Below are 19,282 nucleotides of genomic sequence, written 5' to 3' on the forward strand. Positions count from 1 at the left end.
GGGGGCATCGTGGCCGCATATGTGCCCGACGTCGACGGAATCCCCGCTGATGAGTTGCTCGAGCTCCTCGGCTGGGAGCTCGCGGAACGGTTCACGGACGCCGAGAACGTGATGCTCGCCGAGATCGCTCGCCGTGCACGCCGCATCATCATGCTGGAGGCTGACGCCCAGGCTGCGGACGTGGTCGCACGGATGCGGATCTCGCAGGAGCTGTCAATTGAGCGGGCGCGCGCGTACCGCGACCTGCAGGGCCTCGCACGCCAGGTGGTCCGCGACCTCCGCGAGCAGGATCTCGCGGAGTGGCTGATCGACATCGCCGCGAAGGAAGGCGAGGCTGCAGCCGCGGCCCGTCTGCAGCTCGCACGCCGCATCCCCGGTCGCGTGTTCCCCGGCTCGTCAGTGCAGGCTGTCGGCGCGCTCACCCTCGACCTATCGTCCCGACTCGAAGCGCTCGAGCAGCGCATCCTCCGCTTCCCGCAAGACGTCTACCAGCGGGTGATCTCCGAGACCGCACCCCGCGTGCTGCTCGGCGCCGAGAACTACGTCCTCAACCAGCGGCAGGCCGTGCAGCGTTTCCTCGACCGCGGCATCACCGGGTTCGTCGACAAGTCCGACCGCCGCTGGACGATCGGCGCGTACGCCGAAATGGCAGGCCGCACCGCAACCGCCCGCGCATGGAACGACGCCGGTGTGTGGCGGATGCAGCAGGCGGGCCAAAACCTTGTCACCGTGCAGGGCGGGTACGACGCGTGCCGGGCGTGCGCGCCGTGGATCGGGAAGATCCTCTCCACCGACGGCAGCACCGGCACGATCGTCCTCCCCCACGCGACGCAGGACCGCGAGGTCACGATCACGATCCACGGCACCGTCGAGGAAGCACGCGCCGCCGGGTGGGGTCACCCCAACTGTCGCGACCGTCTCACCGTCTACCTCCCCGGGCTGTCCGTCCCTCAGGCCGACTTCGAGTACAACGAGGCGGCCGAGAAGGAACGAGCACGGCACCGGGAGCTCGAGCGCGAGGTGCGCGCTGCGAAGCGCCGCGAAGCGACAGCGATGGACGACATCGAGCGCCGGAAGGCCGCCCGCGATGTCACCGACGCTCAGGCCGAGCTACGCGAGTTCGCACGTAGGACCGGCCGGAAGCGCCAGTCCTACCGCGAACAGCTGCACTTCGCCGACGGGCGCTCATAGACCATCCCGGCAGGGGTCAACGCGGCATCGGTTCCATGTGCTGCTCCCCGCGAAGGCTGCTCATCACTGCGTCCACCTTTCGGCGCTAGGCAGACCTGCCCCCGCCGGGATCATCTCGAGAAGAACAGCGTCAGGAACACCGACGCAATGTTGGAAGCCACGATCGACACGATTGCCCAGATGATCGTCGTCTTCTTGCTGTCTCGCTGTCGGCCCTCTGCGCCCTCATCGAGGATCGCCGCGACCGCTTTCGCTTGTCCTTCTGTCAAGCTCGCGAGCTCTTGGTTTTTCGCGGCAGTCGCGGCCGCCGTCTCGGCGATGACTGTCTGAGCCTCCGCCTCAGCAGTTACGTCGGCGGCCATATCGCGCAGGTCTGCTGCCGCGCGCCGAAGTTGATCCAGCTTCTGATCGAGAGTGACCGGCTGCACCGTCGACGGATGCGTCCCGCCGCGCGCTCCGCTGACGAACGCAAACACCGCTACTGCCGCCGAAACCGCGCCCGCGGCTAGCGCGGCCCACCCCGAATAATCCACGAGTTCAACCTAGTGGAGCGCTCGCCCTCATGCCCCGTGCCGTCGTTGGCCCTGCACAGCGACGGCACGGTCTTTCTCCTCACGCGCAGGGCGTCGAGGTCACCGATGAGCAGGAGGCTCACCATGGCAACACCCACGAAGTACCGCCACCCGGTCGCGATCAACCGCGACGGCATGGCGCAGATCGGCCCGACGCAGTTCGAGCTGCGCGGCATCCGCTTCGCCGACGACCCCGCTGGCGCACCGCCCGCCGCAGCGCCCGCGTCCCCGGTCGCACCGGCACCCGCAGCACCCGCCCCCGCCCCCGCGGCCCCCGCCGCCCCCGCCGTGTCTGCACCTGCCCCGGCGGCTCCCGCAGCGCCAGCGCCCGCTCCCGCACCTGTGGCCCCGGTTCAGTACCGCGGAGATCCCGACGAGTACGTGCGCGAGCTGCGAGGCGAGGCGCGCACGCACCGCGAGGCGAAGGAAGCGGCAGAGACACTGGCCGCCGAGCGCGCGCAGGAGAACACCACCCTCGCCGCGGAGCGCGATCAGCTTCGCCGTGAGAACACGGTCATCCTCCGCGCCGGCGAGCTCGGAGCGAAGGCCGCCGCTCTCCTGGACTCGAAGGAGTTCACCACAGCTTTCGCCGCTGTCGACCTCGCGGACCCCGCGGCCGTCGACAAGGCGATCACCGACGCGCTCGAGAGGAACTCGGCGTTCAAGGCAGGACCGTCCCTCCCCGGCACAAGCGGTGGCGGGCATCAAGGCGGCGCTGCACCCACCACCACCCCGACCATCGAAGGCGCCGTGAAAGCGCGCCTCGGTGGCTAGCTCCCCGGAAGGGAGATGAATCATGCCCGTCACCCTCAATGAGGCGAAGAGCAACGCTGTCGAAGACCTCGACGTCGCGGTGATCGACGAGTTCCGCAAGGAGTCCGCGATCCTCGACGAACTGATCTTCGACGACGCGGTGAACCCCGTCGGCGGAGGCGCAACGCTGGACTACGGCTACCGCCGTCTGGCCACGCAGCGCTCCGCAGCGTTCCGCGCCTACAACACCGAGTACACGCCCGAGCACGTCACCACCACGAAGGTCAGCGTCACGCTCGCCCCGCTCGGTGGATCGTTCGAGGTCGACCGTGTCCTCGCCAAGATCGGCCCCGCCGCCAGCGGTTCCGTCGCCCTGAACCTTCGGCAGACCGTGAAGAGCACGGTCACGAAGTTCCAGGACGCCGTGATCAACGGTGACACCGCGGTCGAGGCGAACGGCTTCGACGGTCTCGACAAGGCCCTCACCGGCTCGACGACCGAGATCAACGCCGGAGTCGTCACCGACTGGCGCAGCTTCGCCACGGCGGACTCCCAGCACGCCGCGCTCGACGTCATCGACGAGTTCCTGTCATCCCTCGACGGCGCGCCGACCGTGATCTTCGGCAACGCGAAGGCACTCGCCAAGATCCGCGCGGCCGCCCGCCGCGCAGACATGTACGTCCGTTCCCCGCTCGAGAACCTCGCCGGCCCCAACGGCCGCCCGATCGTTCGCGAGCAGTACGGCGACATCGTCTTCATGGACCCGGGCGCGAAGGCCGGATCCAACGACCCGATCATCCCGATCGAGACCCGCACCGTCGCGACCGTGTCCACCACGGGCCTGACGGACCTCTACGCGGTCCGCATCGGCATGGACGGGTTCCACGGCGTCTCGACCGCGGGCGGCCAGCTCGTGCAGACGTGGCTCCCCGATTTCACCACCGCTGGTGCCGTGAAAAAGGGCGAGGTGGAGCTCGGCCCCGTCGCCGTCGCCCTCAAGTCCACCAAGGCCGCTGCGGTCCTCCGCAACGTCCGAGTCCAGTAAGGAGATCTGGATCATGGCGAAGAAGACCATCAAGACGCCCGTCGAGGGCTTCGACGGGATCGTCGTGGGTGTCGCGTTCAGCAACGGCGTCGGTCACACCGACGACGAGAGCGCGATCTCCTACTTCGAGCGTCACGGCTACGAGGTCGCCGGCCACGTCGACGAGGACGCAGATCGGGAGTACCCGCTCGGCGACCCGTCCGACAAGTGGACGGTGAAGCAGCTCCTCGCATACGCGAAGGACCGCGGCATCACCATCGAGTCCGACGTGAAGACGAAGGACCAGATCTGGGCTGCGATCCAGCCCGGCGGCACCCCCTACAAGGGAGTCACCACCCCCGAGGGAGAGGCGCTCGTCAACGACAGCACCGACCCCAAGGACAAGACCGTCAAGGACCAGGCAGACCTGCCGGTCAAGTGACGTCACCGCTCCCCGCACGGCTCCGGTCGTGCGGGGAGCACCACCGACACGTAGCTCAGCAGGCAGAGCCACGGCGCAGGTTCGAATCCTGCCGTGTCGACCAGCACGAACACACCACCGGCTGAGGAGGCCATCATGCGCATCAACCACCCCCGCCCCCAGCTCGGCCGTCAGCGCGACCTGGGCGTCGAGTTCATCGACGGCGTCGCGATCGTCGAGTCGTTGCACCCCGAGCGTGAGCGTGCGCTGCTGCAGCACGGCTACACGATCACCGCGGACCCCGAGATCGAGGCACCCTTCCAGGAGTCGATCGGCGAGCCCATCGTCGACCTCGAGAAGCTCACCCGCGCCGAGCTACGCGGGATGCTCCCGGAAGATGCGGACGTGCCGGCGAAGGCATCGCACAGCGAGCTCGTCGATCTCGTTGCCGCGCTGCCCGCGGATCCGATTCCGGGCAGCGTCGACAACGGCGACGGCAGCTTCACCATGCCGGCACTCGAGGGCTGACATGCCCCAGCGCGTATACGCCACCCCCACGGACTACACGAAGTATGCCGAGGAGGACTGGGACGGCGACCCCGACGTGCTCGAGAAGCGACTCCGATCGGCTTCCATCGAGGTCGAGAAGCTGACCCGCCTCGCCCGCTACGACGTGGACGACGACGGGTACCCCACCGACGCCGACGGGACCGAGGCTTTCGCTGAGGCGACGTGCGCGATCGTCGAGTACTGGTCGCCCGCCGGCACCGACGACCCGCTCGGCGTCGATGCGTCCGCCGGCGCGGTGAAGATACTCTCGGTCTCCCTCGGCACCACCTCATCGAACAACGACGCCCGCACCGGGCACGACAAGCTCGTCAGCCGCATCGGCGAACGGGCGATCGACATCCTCGCGAACGCGGGCCTCCTCAGGGCGGCCGTCTACCACTCGTAGGAGGACTGATGCCTCGGCTGAGGAAGAAGCACCTCCCGCAGCGGGTGACGGTCACCCCGTTCGTGGGTGATGGCCCCGAGGGCGACATTTGGGGCGACCCGATCCCGAACGTCCCGGCGTACGCGGAGCAGAAGACGTCACTCAAGGTCGACCGCCGTGCGACGTCACCGTCTGCCGGTCAGGAGATCGTGTCCCGCACGACGGTCGTGCTGCTCCCCGAGCACGACTACCCGCCGCGGACCCGCGTCACCGTCTTCGCGGGCACGCCCCGCGAGCGCACGTCTGAGGTCATCGACTCCGCCCTTGGCATGTACAACGCCCGCACCCCGAACCACGTCGAGCTGTACCTCGAGTAGGAGGCCGCCATGGGTGTTCGCGCAGACGTTTCGATGACGAACAACTTCGGCACCGTCACGGAGCAGATCCTGCAGCGGCTCGTCGCCGGTGAGAACAAGGCCGCCGAGCGCGGCGTCGCCCTCGCCGTGGACCTATCCCCCATGGATCAGGGCAACCTGCGCGCCGCGCACCACGTCGAGCCGGCCACGAACCCCACCGAGGGCGCGCAGGTCGTCGTGGACGCCCCCCAGGCGGCCCGTCTGCACGAGCACCCCGAGTATGACTTCTCGACGGACGCGAACCCGAACGCCCAAGGCAAGTGGGTCGAGACGGCGATGGTCGAGAACAAGAGCGAGCTCGGCGCGATCATCGCCAAGGAGGTCCGCGGTGGCTGACAGCGGCGTCCCGATGTGGGACCCAGCCGACGACATCGAGTGCTTCATTCCCATCGACCCCGACCGTATGGGCTCCCCAGAGTGGTTCAACCGCGTGTCCCCTCCCTCGGCGCGCTCTGAGGCGATCTGGGCCGAGACTGCACGCCGCATGGGGGTGTCCGATGGCTGACGCACCGGAGATCATCCTGAATCGCGCGCTCGCGCAGCTCCTCAACGATCGCGGCCTCGCTGTCTACGCGACCACTGGTGTGATTCCGCCTCGCGGCATCCGTCTCGACGGCGTTATGCCGCTCATCGACGAGTTCACCCTCCTCACGCCGCTCCGTCCCATCCCCGACGGCCGAGCCGACATGACCTACCGGACGCAGATCTACACGCGACGGAAGGGCTCAGTCCTCGTCGCTCGCAACTGGGCCGCGGACCTCCGGGCCGTCCTCGACCAGAAGGAATACACGCCCGCGGTTCTTGGCATCTCGTGGGCGTGGGAGTTCTCCGGCGACGACCACGAACCCGACTCGCAAGGCCGCTCCGCCGCGGTCTCGACCTACTACTTCCGCGGGCGCCGCCCGTAGAGCCGCCGGAGCTCCCGGCACCCACCCACCGAAGGAGACGACCCATGGTCGATCACACCCTCTACGACACGACGGTCCCCTCGGCGGGGTCCCTCGCGCTCGCTCACCAGAAGATCCTCCGCATGAAGGTCGCCGGCGTGTTCATCAACGTCGCCGGCGACATCAACAACCTGGCCGGCAACCCGACACCGATCACCGTGCAGCGCGAGGTGTACGGCACGAAGGGCCGCCAGTCGCAGGACATCATCGGCTACAACTTCGCGCCGTCGTTCTCCGTCGAGGGCGTCCGCGACCCGCAGACGAAGCAGCTCGTCGCCGCGCAGGCGTGGCTCGTCGACCTGCTCAACGCGGCCTACGCCGAGGGCGAGGACAACAAGCGCGAGTTCCAGTGGTTCGACGCGCTCGACCCCCGCCTGCCCGCCTTCGAGGGCAAGTTCTCCGTCGCTGTCGCGGACCTCAACACCGGGTACGCCGACAAGGGCGGCTGGACATTCACCCTCACGAACGACGGCGTCGTGGAGCGCATCATCTCCCCGATCACCGGCGACGGCGCAGCGATCCTCGAGTCCGCGTCCCCCGCGGGTCAGGCCCCCGGTGACCTGATCGTCGTCCGCGGCTACAACCTCCTCGGCACCATCTCCGCGACGATCGACGGCATCGAGGTCGACGAGATCCGCCCGGTCGACGACAACGCCGTGGTCATCGCGATCCCGGCCGCGGTCGCCGGTTCCGCGCCGATCATCCTCACGACTGCTGCCGGGGCATCCGAGCCGCTGCCGTACGCCGCGGCCTGACCACAGGAAGCAGGGTTCCTATGGTCACCGCATCAGAGGTCGGCCGCGACCTGCATCTGACCGTGGAGGGTGTCGCACCGTACATCGTGCGGCCCCTCCCCGGTCGGGTCGGCGAGCAGATCACCTCCACCTACCTCCTCGCCGCCGTCGGCCGCGCCACTGCCGAGGAGATGACGGACGCGTTCCGTATGGCCCTCGACGGGGCGGTGAAGGATGGCGACCGGTTTGTGCCTCTCCCCGACGGGGAGCAGCACAACTACAACCGCCTGCAGGACGAGCTCCGCACCGCGGAAGCTGAATCGATCCTCATGCCGGCGTTCCTCTGGCAGACCGTGCTCGGCCTGTCCGGCGTCACCGCGTTCATCGAGGGCGGTGAAGGCGTCGCCGGTGGGGTAAAAGCCCTGTGGGCGCTGACCGCACGTTTGGGAGCCTCTCCCTCGCGGACATCGCCCAGTTCGGCATTGGACGAGCTGACCCGGCTACAGGCCGTTTCCCCGAGTACGTCTTCCCCCCAGGGTGGCGTGAAGCCCGGGAGGCAGCCGCGCGACAGGCAGCCGAAGCAGAGCAACGACTGACGGGTGCCACTGCCCGCGACATCTGGACGCACGCGTTTCCGCAGCTGTACGGCGAAGTCGAACTCGACCTCGCGCAGAACCACCTGATCTCCGACCTGGACCGCGCTCTCGACACGAGGACATGGCATTTCGTTCGCTCTGCCGTGCACCGGCTGATGGACGCCGACGCCTCATGGCTGCGAAGGACGGTGGTTGCGGATGTTCGACGCCGGAGCGATCGTATTCAGCATCAGGGCAGCGGGAGCCCGAGTCTTCGACCAGGATCTCGCGAGTAACGACCGCTCGGTCACGAAGCTCGGACAGTCGTCGAGGACAGCGGCGGACAAGACCGAGGACCTCGGCAAGAAGCAGGACAAGACCAGCGAGTCGACCCGCCGCCAGGCGAAGGCTCAGCAGGATGCCGCGGCGAAGGCGCGCGACCTTGCCGACGCGCAGGACCACGTCGGCAAGGTGCTCGTCACCGCGGGCGCCGCGATCGTCGCCACCACTGCGCTCACCGTGCGCTCCGCGATCCGGTGGGAGTCCGCATGGGCGGGCGTCACGAAGACCGTCGAGGGCACCCCTGAGGTGCTCGCCGAGGTCGAGACGGGCCTCCGTGGGCTCGGCGAAGTGCTGCCCGCATCGCACGACGAGATCGCGGCGGTCGCTGAGGCTGCCGGTCAGCTCGGCGTGAAGACGAAGGACGTCGTCGGCTTCACGCGCACGATGATCGACCTGGGCGAGACGACGAACCTCTCGTCCGACCAGGCCGCGACGTCGCTCGCCCAGTTCATGAACATCATGGGCACCGCGGGCGAGGATGTGGACCGGCTCGGCTCCACGATCGTCGCGCTCGGCAACGACGGTGCCTCTACGGAGGCGGAGATCGTCTCCATGGCGCAACGCATCGCGGGATCCGGCAAGCTCGTCGGTGCCACTGAAGGCGAAGTGCTGGCCCTGTCGAACGCGCTCGCGTCGATGGGTGTCACCGCTGAGCTTGGTGGCGGGGTCGCGTCCCGCATCCTTCAGGATCTGTACTCTGCGGTCGAGACCGGTGGCGACAAGCTCGAGGGTTTCGCCGACGTTGCAGGGATGTCCGCGCAGGAGTTCGCCACCGCGTTCGAGAACGACCCGATCCGCGCCATGGGGGCGTTCGCGACCGGCCTGAACGGTGTGGAAGCGTCCGGCGGCAACGTCGTCCAGACGCTCACCGACCTCGGTTTCAAGTCGACTGAGGAGCAGCGGGTGCTCCTGCAGTTGAAGTCCGCCGGGGACCTGCTCACGGATTCCCTCGACCTGCAGAACACAGCGTGGGACGAGAACTCTGCCCTCACTGACGAAGCCGCGAAGCGGTACGACACGGTCGAGTCGAAGCTCGGCATCATGCGGAACCGCATCAATGACGCCGCGATCGATCTCGGCTCCGTGTTCCTCCCCGCACTCGCTGACGGAGCGGAGGTCGTCGGCGATCTCGCGAGTGGGTTCGCTGCGCTCCCGGCACCGATCCAGCAGGCGATCACGGTGGGCGGGCTCATGGTGGGCGTCATCGCTCTCACCGCGGGTGCAGCCTTCATCGCTGTCCCGAAGGTTGTCGCGTTCCGTGCCGCGCTCGCTCAGCTAAACGTCACCGGTGCGACGGTGCGTTCCACGTTCGGGCGAGCTGCATCGTTCCTCGGGGGCCCGTGGGGCATCGCGATCGTCGCAGCGACCGCTCTGATGACGTCGTACAACCGCGTCATGGAGGAAGGCGTCCCGGCACAAGAAGAGATCACGAACAAGATCATCGGGACCGCCTCCGCGGCGGACAAGCTCGGATCAGCGATCGCGAAGAACAAGTTCTTCCCGCAGGTCGATGAATCAACGATGGGCGTGCTGCGTGACCTGCCGGCACTGTTGGACCAGGGCGCGGAGGCATCCGACAACTGGTTCGTGGGCCTGATGAAGTCCTCCACCGCTTCGGACAACGCGTTCGACGCGCTGGGCCGGTATGGAGAGGCGCTCGCTGGGATCGCTGGCACCGATCTTCCGGCCGCTGCGGACGGATTCCGTCAGCTCGTCGACGAGCAGGACCTCACTGACGAGCAGGCGCAGGAGCTCCTCAACCGGATGCCCGCTCTCCGTGAGGAGTTGCTCCGGCTGGCGAACCAGAACGGGGAGACCGCCGACGAGACCGATCTCCTCAACATGCTGCTCAGCGAGAGCAGCGAGGACTCGCAGTCCGCCGCGGAGGGGTACATCGAGGCCGCCGAGGGTGCCGCGCAGCTCGGCCAGGATCTGGACAAGCTGCTCGACCTCCTCAACGAGGCGAACGGTGTCGGGCAGGACGCGATCACCGCGAACCTGGACTACCGCGACACCCTCGCCGAGGTCGACGAGGCGATCAAGAACGCTCGCGACGGCGTCGAGGGGTACGCGATCGGCCTCGAGGAGACCACGCAGACAGGGCGCGACAACCGGCGCATGCTGGTCGACCTGGCGCAGGACGCATGGGATGCCGCCGAGGCGCAGTTCGCTCTCGATGGGAACACGGAGGCGTACCGGGCGAACCTTGAGAACTCCCGCCAGACGCTCCTCGACCGCATCAACGATCTCGGATTGTCCGGTCAAGCGGCCGAGGACCTCGCAGATCAGATCATGGACATCCCGGACGAGACTGAGTGGAAGGTCATCGCTCAGACCGCCCAGGCGCAGATCGACATCGACAATTTCGTGAACCGGAATGGTCAGAAGACCATCAACGTCTGGCTGAACCCGCAGGTGCAGGCGATGAACGACGCGTTCGCCGGATATCTGAACACGAACGGGTTCAAGAACGCCGACGGAAACGTCGTCCAGTATGCGAACGGTGGCGTGGAGCACCACGTCGCGCAGATCGCGAAGGGCGGCGACGTCCGCATCTGGGCCGAGGACGAGACCGAGGGCGAGTCGTACATCCCTCACGCGATGTCGAAGCGTGCACGATCCGACCAGATCATGCACGAAACCGCGCGGATCCTCGGCGGGACCTACATCCCGGCAGGAGCGCGCGGTTACGCGGCCGGTGCGGTCGTCAGCACAGCGCCGGCACCCGTCCAGGTCATCCTCTCCCCCAAGGGCGGGATCGACATCCTCAAGTACATCGACGTTCAGGTGCAGCAGGCCGGACAGAACGCCGACCAGCGGGTCGCGAACGCATTCGGAGGTGGCCGCTGATGGAAGCCGGAGCGATCGCCCACTTCGAGGGCTTCACAGCCTGGGGTGATGAGTTCCGGGGCGAGGGCTGGCATCTCGTCGACATGAGCGGGTGGACCGAGTCCCCCGATGTCGACCTCGAGATGCTGGCCCGCCCCGGAACCCACGGTGTGTTCTCCCTCCCGGGATACATGCGGGAGCGGAAGGTCGGCCTCGCCGGGTTCCACGTCGCGCAGAATCACATCCTCATGGAGCATGCTTCTGCCGAGTTCCGGGGTCTTCAGTCTCGCGACATCAAGCTCACGATCCAGGACTCGCACGGCACCTGGTCGGTGAACGGGAAGGTGACTCGCGCCATCTACCGTCCTCACGGTTTCGCGCCAGAGGGCACGTGGGAGTTGGAAGTCACGTGCCCGCTCCCGTGGAAGTACGGTGACCCGCACGACTTCCCCGCTGGCGCCCCCGCGGTCACGTGGGGCACCCAGGAGTCCTCACCGGTCCTGATCGTGTCGGGCGCTTCCGCCACCGGGTACACGATCACGGGTCCCGGCGGGCGTCGCATCGTCACTTCGAAAGCTGTGACAGGCGGCGCACCACACACGATCGACCTCGGCAAGGGCGGCCTCTACATCGGCGGCGTCCGGCAACTGCGCGCCCTGACCGTATTCGAACCGTGGCTGGTCCCCACGCGCCCCCCCGGCGTGACCGCCACCGTGAACAACAGCCTCACGCTGATCACCCGCGTCACCGACATCGACCTGTAGGGGGCCCTGTGTTCCGTGCGGTCTCCCTTGACGCCTTCACCGGCGCGCCGATCGACGAACTGCCGGTCTCCTCGTACACGTATGATCGCCTGCTTTCCGCTCGCGGTGACGGCTCGGCAACGTTCCCCCTCGACGGCACGCACACGAAGGCGCAGCTGCGCGACCTTCTGCTGCACATGGCACGCATCATCCGCCTCGAGCGGGACGGTGCCATCGAGTACATGGGGTACGTCAACGGGCGCCCGTACCGGAGCAGCCGCACCGAGATTGGCGTCGAGCTCGTCGACCTGTGGACGCTCGCGAACCGCCGTGGAGCGTGGGACCACAACGCACCGAACATGGAGCGTTGGAGCACGACGATCACGGGCAGTCGAGCGGAGCACGCAGGACTCGCGCTACTGCGCGGGCGTACCGGTCCCGCGCTGCCGGATATGCGCATCCCGGTCACGATTCCCGGGTTCCCCACCGGGACGCAGGTCACCCGGCCGTACTACGGCTACCACCAGGAGAAGGTGGCCGACGTCTGGGACAAGCTCATGGCCGAAGGCCTGGACATCTACCTGCAGCCCCGCATCCTTCCGAACGGCGACGGGGACTGGCTCATGCGAGCCGGTGACGGGTGGGGCTCGGGGGTCCAGCACGAGTTTTTCGTGAACGCACGGGAGTCCGATGTCGCTGACTTCGAGGAGTCGTCGGACGCCTCGAGGGTCACGAACAACGCCCGCAACAACGGTGAGGGCTCTGAGGTCGACATGCTGATCCGGTCGGAGCGGAACACCGCCTCCCCGTACCCGCTCTTGGATCGGATCACCGACCGGCGAACGATCACCGAAGCCTCACAGCTTTCCGCGATTTCCGCCCAGGACCTCGTCACGTACGGGCAACCCACCTTCCAGTGGGACTTGACGGTCCCCGCGTCACACCCGATCGACGTCGGCGACACGGCGTGGATGCACTTCTACGGTGAGCCGTGGATCGCCGACGGCTGGCACGAACGCCGCGCCGTGAAGGTCGCGGGAGGGACCGCATCCAACCGCAAGCGGGTGTCTCTTCAGCCGACGGGAGGAGCCTGATGGGAGTCGTGCACATCGGGCTGAAGATGAGCGGCGACGAGCTCTGGCGCAAGGTCGAGAGCATCGCGCGTGCCACGCTCGCGCGAGCGGCGTTCGGGCGCAGCGGTGCCCGGTTCTACGAGGGCGGCTCAGCTGTCTTCGAAGACGGCGGCGGCATCATCATCCGCAATTCCGGCTACATCATCATCGACGGCGACATCACCGGTGCCGGCGAGTTCGACTGGACCGGCCCCTGGAAGCTGTCCGGACCGGGGCAGGTGACCGCGCCGACGACGGAATGGTCAGGCGACATCGAACTCACTGGCGATTTGAACGTTGTCGACGCGGGCAGGATCAAGGTCGGCTCGTCTCTGGTGCTCAACCCGTCTGGCAACAACGGCCGTGTGGAGTTCGCCAACGGCGCCCAAGTTTTCACGGACGGCTCATCCATCCAGGTGTACCTAGGTAACGGGGTGTGCCAGGTCTCCAACGCGGAGGCGAAACTGCAGGTTGGCGGGACGTCGTTCCGGGTCCAGTCCGGGCAAATCTATGCGAGCGGGATGGACACGATGAATGCGACGGAGGTACCTGGAGGGTTTGTCGGCGCGATCGTGAATTTTAGCGGTCAGATCTTTCGCTTGGTCTAGCCCGCATCGGTGCAGTAAGTCTTCTGAGCCGCGCCTCGAATCGCAACGCTGTCGTAGTACACGCCGGTGGTCGGATGAGGGTCCTCACCTTCAACCACCCTCACGTCCTCCATGGCGACACCAGACTCGAGCTGCTCGCAGGCTTCGTGACCGGCGGCGATGAGCTGTTCGTCTGTGGCGTCAGGGATTTGCGTCTCGGCAAGAAGTTCCTCACGTACGTACGCGAGGAACTTCTCGTCGGCCTCGCTGGCAGTCGAGCTTTCCGACGGAGCCTGCGTCGGAGTCTCTGCGGCGAGCGGCGCGTCACTCTGCGAGGGCTCCGGCGCCGCATCCGATGAGCCACCCGGGGCTCCTGCGCATCCCGTAAGGGAGAGCAGGAGAACGGCGCTTACGAGCGCGATGCGGGTCTTCATCGGTTCCTCCGGATGTAGGTCTCGAGAGCGCGTCGGATGACGTCGCTGATCGTTTCGTCATTCTGCTCGGCGGCAGCCTTCGCAGTATTCCAGAGCTTCTCGGGCACTCGCACCTGTCGCGGAACCATCGGTTGCTTGACCATGCGACAACCGTACACACAAACGTAAATACATACAAGTGCGCGGGAGGTTTCATGGGTAGCTATACGAACGGCCGGTTCCCGCTCACCATGATGGTGAAGCTCGGCGACAAGCACTACCTGCCCGCGGGCACCGCCGCCCGGTGGCGGTGGCTCCAGCGTCAAGCGTGGGAGAAATACCGGGTCTGGCTGATCATCACGCCCGGGTGGAACGCATACCGGCCCTACAACATCCAGGTCGAGTACCGCGAGGACCTCGGGATCTGGGCCGCCGTCCCCGGGTGGTCGTCGCACGGGCTCATCTACCAGGGCCGCTCCTGCGCTGCGATCGACGTCGCCAACTGGGGTGACCTCGGCTGGGCCCGCTTCAAGGCCCTCTGCCGTCTCGCCGGGTTCACCGTCGACTTCGTCAGCCCGCAGGAGCTCTGGCACATCGGCGACTTCAACGACATCTGGGCCGTGCCGGCCTTCGCCGCGACCCCGATCAAGCCCGTACCCGCTCCGGCACCGGAGCCTGAACTGCCGCCCGAGGAGGACGACATGCCCACCGTGATCAAGAACCCGACCTCGAAGGAATGGTCCCTCCTGGACCCGAGCATCGGCCTCGACCTGCCGCAGTTCGTTGCGGGCCAGCAGAACCGCTTCCGCAGCGAGAAGACATCCAAGGGGGTCGTGAACACGTACCGCGGGTTCATGGCCACCACGGACCCGAACATCGGTGACGCGTGGTCGCGGACTCACTGCCGTTTCTACGGGAATGTGCCGCAGGAGCGGCAGCCCACCGACTACCGAATCGCGCAGAACGAGGCCTCCCGCCTCTCCGTCGAGACGCACCGCGCCTGATGCCGGACCTGACCGCGATCGGCGGATGGGTCGTCGCGGTCATCGTCGGGGCTATCGCGGCAGTCGCGTCGCTGTTCCCGAAGAAGGGGTCGCTCGAGCACCAGATGATCGACCAACAGCAGGAGCGCATCGAGACCCTCGAAAAGCGCGTCGACAGCCTAGAACCCGCCCTACTGCGCTACCAGCGCAAAGACCTCGCATGGGAACGCCGAGAAGCCCAGCTCATGAGCGGCGTCGAACGAGGCGAGTACCCACCTTGGCCGGAGAAGACCGGAATCCTCGCGGAGGAGAAGCATGACTGACACCGATGCGCTGCTGAAGGCGTCCGTGCGTGAACGGCGCCGCCTATCGGCGATGTTCACCATCCTCCTCGTCGTCGTCGCTGGCGTCCTCGGCGCGGCGTGGATGCTTGAGCGCTCCCGTGGAGACTCGTGGCGAGATCAGGCGCTGCACTGGCAGGACGAGTACGTGAGCCTCTATGACGAGTTCACCGCCTCGACGGGCGAGGAGCCCGAAGCGCCGGAGCCATCCGCCGTCGCACAGGGCGCGCCCGAAGCAGTGACGGGGGAGCCAGGACCGGCGGGAGTCGCCGGCATCCCCGGCCCCGTCGGAGCGCGCGGCCCTGGCCCCTCTTCCGAGCAGGTCCTCGATGGCATCTCACGGTGCTTCTCCGCGGGCACCTGCACCGCGCCGGTAGGTGAGCCCGGCCCTGCGGGAACACCCGGTGCGGACTCATCGGTCCCGGGTCCGACGGGCCCTGCAGGACCGGCGGGTGCCGCGGGCCCGCCTGGCGCGGCGGGACCACAGGGTGCCACCGGAGCGCCCGGCCCCACCTGTCCAGACGGGTTCACCGCCACCCTCGCGTGGATTTCTGTATCCGCGACCGAGACCGACACCCCCCAGCAGCAGCAGGCGATCGTCTGCATGCCTGCGCAGAAGACACCCGAAGGAGAACCCGCATCATGAACACACTCGCCCGATTCCTCACCCCCGAACGGCGACAGTTGATCCAGGCATTCCTGGTCGCTCTCGCCCCGTTGTTCATCATGTTCGGCTACGGCACGGACGGCACCTGGGAACAGGTGCTGATCATCTCCGGTGCGGTGCTCGGCGCTGTCGCCTCGTTCCTGAGCCTGCTCAACGTTCGCGTCGCCGACTGGGCGACACAGGGCTGGGCGATCGTCCGCGCCACCATCTACGGCCTCGGCACTGTCGTGTCCCCGTCCCTGGTACTCCTCGGCTTCTACGATGACGCGACGAACACGCAGATCCTCACCGGCCTGTCGCTCGCCCTCACTGCTCTCTCGGCGGCGATCGCGATCTTCGCCAACGGCCGTCAGCAACTCGTCGTCGCGGAAGCCATGACGCCCGGGACACTGCGCCGCGACCTCAAGGAGGAGTGAATGTCCACGATCACCGGACTGCTGACGGACGCGGGTCTGTCTCCATTTCAGGGACGGTTCCCGCGTCTGAAGTTCCGCCCCGTGAACGCGACGACCGCTGACGCTCACGTCGTCACACGGGAGCCCGTCGACGCGGTGATCAACGACGGCACAGGCGAATTCAGCGTCACGGTCGTCTCATCGGATGAGACGACGCCCCCTACCCGGTACACGGTCACCGCGGACTGGGACAGCGGGCGCGAACTCGACGTCATCCAGGGACTGTATGTCCCGGCGGGCAACTGGAACCTCAGTGACCTGATCCTCGCCACCGCACCTCCGAGCGTGGGGATGGTCATGTACGGGTTCGGTCCTCCCCCGCCCGGCCTGACGAACGTCCTCTACGTCGACATCTCTGGATCAAAGCCGGTGCTCTACGCACCGGAGAACGGTGGGATCGGATGACTGGCATGCTGCCGATCGGCGAGTTCGAGGCTGCGGGAGACCTGACGACCGCGGCGAACATCAACCAGCCGGGCGCCGCATCTCAGGCGGCCGTCGACGCGCGTGTGCAGGGCGTCGCTGCGGACATCATCGCAGGCGACGGCACCGTGAAGGCAGCAGCGGCGGCCGCCGTCACCGCGGATATCGCGACCCGCAGCATCATCGAGTCGAAGCAACTCGGCTTGGAAGACCTGAACGCGGTGACCGCACCAGGTCTGTACGGGCAGGCGACTGCCGCGAACGCGACCCTTGCCCGGAACTACCCGATGGCTGGTGGAACGTGGACGATCGAAGTCGTCAAGGTCAACACCACGGCGACGGCGGTCGTGCAGCGCGCGGCGCGTGTTCTCTCCGGTGAGACGCGAGTCGTTGTGTGGGAGCGTCGTCTCGCTGCGGGCGTTGGTGCATGGGTGCGGGTTGGTTTCTCGCATCTCAGCCTTGCCACCGAGGATCTGAACACAATCACGTCGCCCGGACTGTACGGACAGTCGACCACGGGATCCGCGACCCTCGCTCGGAACTACCCGGTCGCGGGCGGAACAGGCATCCTCACCGTCGAAGCAGTCAACCCGACGGCAACGTTCCTCGTGCAGCGGTATGCCGTTGTGAACACGACGGACGGTGTGAAGTCGATCTGGATGCGCACGGTCCTCACTACCGGTGCGGTCACCTCGTGGGTGCGCATCGACGGTGGCGGCGGCGGCGGGTCCGACGGCGGCGAGTACGTCTCCCGCGTGATCGTTCTCGTCGGCTGCGGCCAGTCGAACATGGAAGGCCGCGGCCGCCCGTTCAGCGCGTTCCTCGACCCGGTCGACAACAGGATCCGCATGTGGGAGTGGGGCTCGTCTTCGCTGACCACAGCGACGGTGCCGCTGTCTTCGCGACAGCAGCAGACCGGCCTCTCCGTGCTCACGGTCATGGCTCGCGAGATCCTCCGCGCAGACCCGCGCGCTCGCGTCGTCATCGTCAACGCGGGTGTCGGCGGCACCGGCCTCGTCACCAAGCCGACCGCCGGCACATGGAACATCAGCGACCCGGAGTCCCTGTACCCGGCAGCGAAGGCCGCCGCGGTCGCAGCGAAGGCCGCCGCGGAGACCCTCTTCGGTGTCCCCGCCGCACAGGTGGTCTGGGCCTGGCATCAGGGCGAAGGCGACGCCGGCACCTCCCGTGCCGCGTACGAGGCCGCACTCGACGCGCTGGTCGCCGACTTCCGGGCGACGATCCCGGATGCGATCGGCCCGATCGTGGGTGGGATGATCCCGGAGTACGTGACGGCGAATGCCACCCTGGCACCCGTCGCGCTCGCGCACCTGGACACGCCCCGGCGTCTCGTGGGATCGGCATACGCGCCGGCCCCGCTCGGCGGCGGCGGATCAGCAGATGTCGGCGACACCGTGCACTTCCACCGCACAGGTGTCGAGCAGCTCGGCAAGCGGATGTACACCGCGATCGAACGGGCAGCGTCGAACCTGGCCGACTCGACACCGCACCAGCCGCTGAACGTCGCCGCGGCGTTCAACTCCGCCGGGAACGTGGACGTCACCTGGACGCCGCCGCTCACCCGAGCGATCGGCTACCTCGTCGAGTACCGACCCAACGGCACCGGCTCCTGGCTCGTCGCCACCCGCGGTGAACCACTCGAACCGGGGCAGACCATCACCGGCCTGTCCGCACCGTTCGTCGACGTGCGCGTCTCCACCGTCGGTGAGAGTGCCACATCAGCACCGGCCGCAACGGTTCGGGTGATCGCATGATGACCGTCGGCGAGATCATCAGCGCCCTCATGGCCTACCCACGCGACGCGCGGGTGAGGCTTGAGGGTGCTGAACTCGACGACGCCGCCATGCTGGTCGAGATTGTGGGGGTAGAGGAGGTCGTTATCCAGATGGATGAGGTGGTTGCGTTGCTCCCGGACGTTTGAGCGCCTCCATCGCCGTAGCCCACCACTCCTCAACTTCGGGTCTCTGTGCTCCCGCGCCCAATAGGTAGTGAGCAACGACGTTGAGGTACGTGGGCACCAGGACAATCAAACAGCGCGCATAAGCATCGCCGGACAGGCCGAATTGGACCAGGTTGAGGCCGTATGCCCCTCCTCCGCGCACTAGGACTTCCGACATCTGGTGGTGCCCCGAGTCTTCGCCGTGGGCGAGCGACGAGAGGAACGAGTACTCGGTGCTGCCGCTGTGCCCTTCGAGTGACCTCATGCGGGCAAAAGCCATATCCACGACATCGATGAATAGACGGCCGAAGCTGATCGCGCGGTCCTTCTTCGATATCCCGAAGGGCGCTGCGGCGGCGAGGAGTTGGTCGTGTGTGGCCTTGGCGCGCGCGAAGTCGTCGGGGTTTTTGATTCTCTCCTTCAGGGCGTTTTCTGAGTTCGCCAGACGGAGCCGCATCCATCGGCTCAGCAGTTCCTCTGCATCATTCGGCTCAATGAGGTACCACGCACGTCCGAGCGATTCGATCGCAGAGCGCACTAGAGAGCCGGCCGCAAACCCGTACACCGGGTCGCCGGCAACCATTGACGCGCCGAGCGCACGAAGGCAGTCAAGTGCAGCGATGATCGAAGCCCCGGCGGAGGCGATCGCATCAGTGATCGCGTTCGGCGCTATCGTGTCCGTAGCGAACCGCTCCTGCCCAGCTGCTATCTGCTGGAATGGTGACCCTGCCGCGAACGGCATCGCGAGGTGCACGCGAAGGTTGGTGTCGTTGGCTTGAGTCAAAAGCCTTTGGCCCGCGTCGCTCCAGTCCATGGTTCAGAAACCTACGCCCTCAGCGCCATCGAATCACGATGACCCC

25 protein-coding genes and 1 tRNA gene are annotated in these 19,282 nt (G+C 67.1%); 23 read left to right on the forward strand and 3 right to left on the reverse strand.

Annotated elements, in window-relative coordinates:
* The first annotated feature begins 9 nt into the window (after nucleotides 1-9).
* Nucleotides 10-1,191 (forward strand): phage minor capsid protein, encoded by a 1,182-nt coding sequence (locus K1X59_RS14755; protein ID WP_183150624.1) that lies wholly within the window; start codon nucleotides 10-12, stop codon nucleotides 1,189-1,191.
* Nucleotides 1,192-1,301: 110 nt separating this feature from the next.
* Here the strand turns inward: K1X59_RS14755 and K1X59_RS14760 are convergent, their stop codons facing one another.
* Entirely contained in the window at nucleotides 1,302-1,724 is a 423-nt protein-coding gene (locus K1X59_RS14760) for a hypothetical protein (RefSeq protein WP_183150625.1), read from the reverse strand.
* A 123-nt stretch (nucleotides 1,725-1,847) separates the two neighbouring features.
* On the opposite strand from K1X59_RS14760, the gene K1X59_RS14765 reads away from it, so the two are divergent.
* The 15 genes from K1X59_RS14765 to K1X59_RS14835 all read left to right on the forward strand — a co-directional run bounded on the left by K1X59_RS14765 (nucleotide 1,848) and on the right by K1X59_RS14835 (nucleotide 13,201).
* Nucleotides 1,848-2,537, forward strand: a complete 690-nt coding sequence (locus tag K1X59_RS14765; RefSeq protein ID WP_183150626.1) for a hypothetical protein — start codon at nucleotides 1,848-1,850, stop codon at nucleotides 2,535-2,537.
* 22 nt (nucleotides 2,538-2,559) lie between these two features.
* Nucleotides 2,560-3,561, forward strand: coding sequence for a major capsid protein (locus K1X59_RS14770; RefSeq protein ID WP_183150627.1), 1,002 nt, complete (start codon nucleotides 2,560-2,562; stop codon nucleotides 3,559-3,561).
* Nucleotides 3,562-3,574: 13 nt separating this feature from the next.
* On the forward strand, nucleotides 3,575-3,982 hold the full coding sequence (locus K1X59_RS14775; RefSeq protein WP_183150628.1) for a hypothetical protein: 408 nt from the start codon (nucleotides 3,575-3,577) through the stop codon (nucleotides 3,980-3,982).
* 44 nt (nucleotides 3,983-4,026) lie between these two features.
* Nucleotides 4,027-4,085: transfer RNA gene (locus K1X59_RS14780), tRNA-OTHER, on the forward strand.
* Nucleotides 4,076-4,489, forward strand: a complete 414-nt coding sequence (locus K1X59_RS14785) for a hypothetical protein (RefSeq protein WP_210274181.1) — start codon at nucleotides 4,076-4,078, stop codon at nucleotides 4,487-4,489. Before K1X59_RS14780 ends, K1X59_RS14785 begins: the two co-directional genes overlap by 10 nt.
* 1 nt (nucleotide 4,490) lies before the next feature.
* Nucleotides 4,491-4,916 (forward strand): hypothetical protein, encoded by a 426-nt coding sequence (locus tag K1X59_RS14790; RefSeq protein ID WP_183150630.1) that lies wholly within the window; start codon nucleotides 4,491-4,493, stop codon nucleotides 4,914-4,916.
* Between the two features lie 8 nt (nucleotides 4,917-4,924).
* Nucleotides 4,925-5,272, forward strand: coding sequence for a hypothetical protein (locus tag K1X59_RS14795; protein WP_183150631.1), 348 nt, complete (start codon nucleotides 4,925-4,927; stop codon nucleotides 5,270-5,272).
* A gap of 9 nt (nucleotides 5,273-5,281) precedes the next feature.
* Nucleotides 5,282-5,647, forward strand: coding sequence for a hypothetical protein (locus tag K1X59_RS14800; protein WP_183150632.1), 366 nt, complete (start codon nucleotides 5,282-5,284; stop codon nucleotides 5,645-5,647).
* 161 nt (nucleotides 5,648-5,808) lie between these two features.
* Entirely contained in the window at nucleotides 5,809-6,219 is a 411-nt protein-coding gene (locus K1X59_RS14805; protein WP_183150633.1) for a hypothetical protein, read from the forward strand.
* Between the two features lie 44 nt (nucleotides 6,220-6,263).
* The gene (locus K1X59_RS14810) at nucleotides 6,264-7,013 is read left to right on the forward strand and encodes a phage tail tube protein (protein ID WP_183150634.1); all 750 of its coding nucleotides are present in this window, start codon (nucleotides 6,264-6,266) and stop codon (nucleotides 7,011-7,013) included.
* A gap of 20 nt (nucleotides 7,014-7,033) precedes the next feature.
* Nucleotides 7,034-7,588: a hypothetical protein gene (locus K1X59_RS14815; protein WP_183150635.1), complete on the forward strand. Its 555-nt coding sequence runs from the start codon at nucleotides 7,034-7,036 to the stop codon at nucleotides 7,586-7,588.
* Between the two features lie 198 nt (nucleotides 7,589-7,786).
* Nucleotides 7,787-10,759: a phage tail tape measure protein gene (locus tag K1X59_RS14820; RefSeq protein WP_183150636.1), complete on the forward strand. Its 2,973-nt coding sequence runs from the start codon at nucleotides 7,787-7,789 to the stop codon at nucleotides 10,757-10,759.
* On the forward strand, nucleotides 10,759-11,502 hold the full coding sequence (locus K1X59_RS14825; protein WP_183150637.1) for a hypothetical protein: 744 nt from the start codon (nucleotides 10,759-10,761) through the stop codon (nucleotides 11,500-11,502). The genes K1X59_RS14820 and K1X59_RS14825 overlap by 1 nt, the downstream gene beginning before the upstream one ends.
* Nucleotides 11,503-11,510: 8 nt before the next feature.
* Nucleotides 11,511-12,575: a hypothetical protein gene (locus K1X59_RS14830; RefSeq protein ID WP_183150638.1), complete on the forward strand. Its 1,065-nt coding sequence runs from the start codon at nucleotides 11,511-11,513 to the stop codon at nucleotides 12,573-12,575.
* Entirely contained in the window at nucleotides 12,575-13,201 is a 627-nt protein-coding gene (locus tag K1X59_RS14835; protein ID WP_183150639.1) for a hypothetical protein, read from the forward strand. Before K1X59_RS14830 ends, K1X59_RS14835 begins: the two co-directional genes overlap by 1 nt.
* Here the strand turns inward: K1X59_RS14835 and K1X59_RS14840 are convergent.
* Nucleotides 13,198-13,614, reverse strand: coding sequence for a DUF732 domain-containing protein (locus tag K1X59_RS14840; protein WP_183150640.1), 417 nt, complete (start codon nucleotides 13,612-13,614; stop codon nucleotides 13,198-13,200). The genes K1X59_RS14835 and K1X59_RS14840 overlap by 4 nt on opposite strands.
* 194 nt (nucleotides 13,615-13,808) lie before the next feature.
* Between K1X59_RS14840 and K1X59_RS14845 the strand changes: the two genes are divergently transcribed.
* Genes K1X59_RS14845 through K1X59_RS14875 form a run of 7 tightly spaced genes read left to right on the forward strand, consistent with a single transcriptional unit; the run spans nucleotide 13,809 to nucleotide 18,404 of the window.
* Complete coding sequence (locus K1X59_RS14845; protein ID WP_183150641.1) at nucleotides 13,809-14,597, forward strand: hypothetical protein; 789 nt, start codon at nucleotides 13,809-13,811, stop codon at nucleotides 14,595-14,597.
* The gene (locus K1X59_RS14850) at nucleotides 14,597-14,899 is read left to right on the forward strand and encodes a hypothetical protein (RefSeq protein WP_183150642.1); all 303 of its coding nucleotides are present in this window, start codon (nucleotides 14,597-14,599) and stop codon (nucleotides 14,897-14,899) included. Before K1X59_RS14845 ends, K1X59_RS14850 begins: the two co-directional genes overlap by 1 nt.
* Entirely contained in the window at nucleotides 14,892-15,563 is a 672-nt protein-coding gene (locus K1X59_RS14855) for a hypothetical protein (RefSeq protein ID WP_220173538.1), read from the forward strand. The genes K1X59_RS14850 and K1X59_RS14855 overlap by 8 nt, the downstream gene beginning before the upstream one ends.
* On the forward strand, nucleotides 15,560-16,000 hold the full coding sequence (locus K1X59_RS14860) for a hypothetical protein (protein WP_183150643.1): 441 nt from the start codon (nucleotides 15,560-15,562) through the stop codon (nucleotides 15,998-16,000). Before K1X59_RS14855 ends, K1X59_RS14860 begins: the two co-directional genes overlap by 4 nt.
* Entirely contained in the window at nucleotides 16,001-16,444 is a 444-nt protein-coding gene (locus K1X59_RS14865) for a hypothetical protein (protein ID WP_183150644.1), read from the forward strand. It begins immediately after the preceding gene.
* A complete protein-coding gene (locus K1X59_RS14870; protein ID WP_183150645.1) occupies nucleotides 16,441-18,237 on the forward strand; it encodes a sialate O-acetylesterase in 1,797 nt (598 codons plus the stop codon). The genes K1X59_RS14865 and K1X59_RS14870 overlap by 4 nt, the downstream gene beginning before the upstream one ends.
* Complete coding sequence (locus K1X59_RS14875; RefSeq protein WP_183150646.1) at nucleotides 18,234-18,404, forward strand: hypothetical protein; 171 nt, start codon at nucleotides 18,234-18,236, stop codon at nucleotides 18,402-18,404. The genes K1X59_RS14870 and K1X59_RS14875 overlap by 4 nt, the downstream gene beginning before the upstream one ends.
* Here K1X59_RS14875 and K1X59_RS14880 read toward each other — a convergent pair.
* Nucleotides 18,361-19,236 (reverse strand): hypothetical protein, encoded by an 876-nt coding sequence (locus K1X59_RS14880; protein WP_183150647.1) that lies wholly within the window; start codon nucleotides 19,234-19,236, stop codon nucleotides 18,361-18,363. The two genes, K1X59_RS14875 and K1X59_RS14880, sit on opposite strands and share 44 nt — an antisense overlap.
* Nucleotides 19,237-19,282 lie beyond the last annotated feature (46 nt).

The organism is Microbacterium sp. Se5.02b, assembly GCF_019464375.1.
GTDB lineage: Bacteria > Actinomycetota > Actinomycetes > Actinomycetales > Microbacteriaceae > Microbacterium.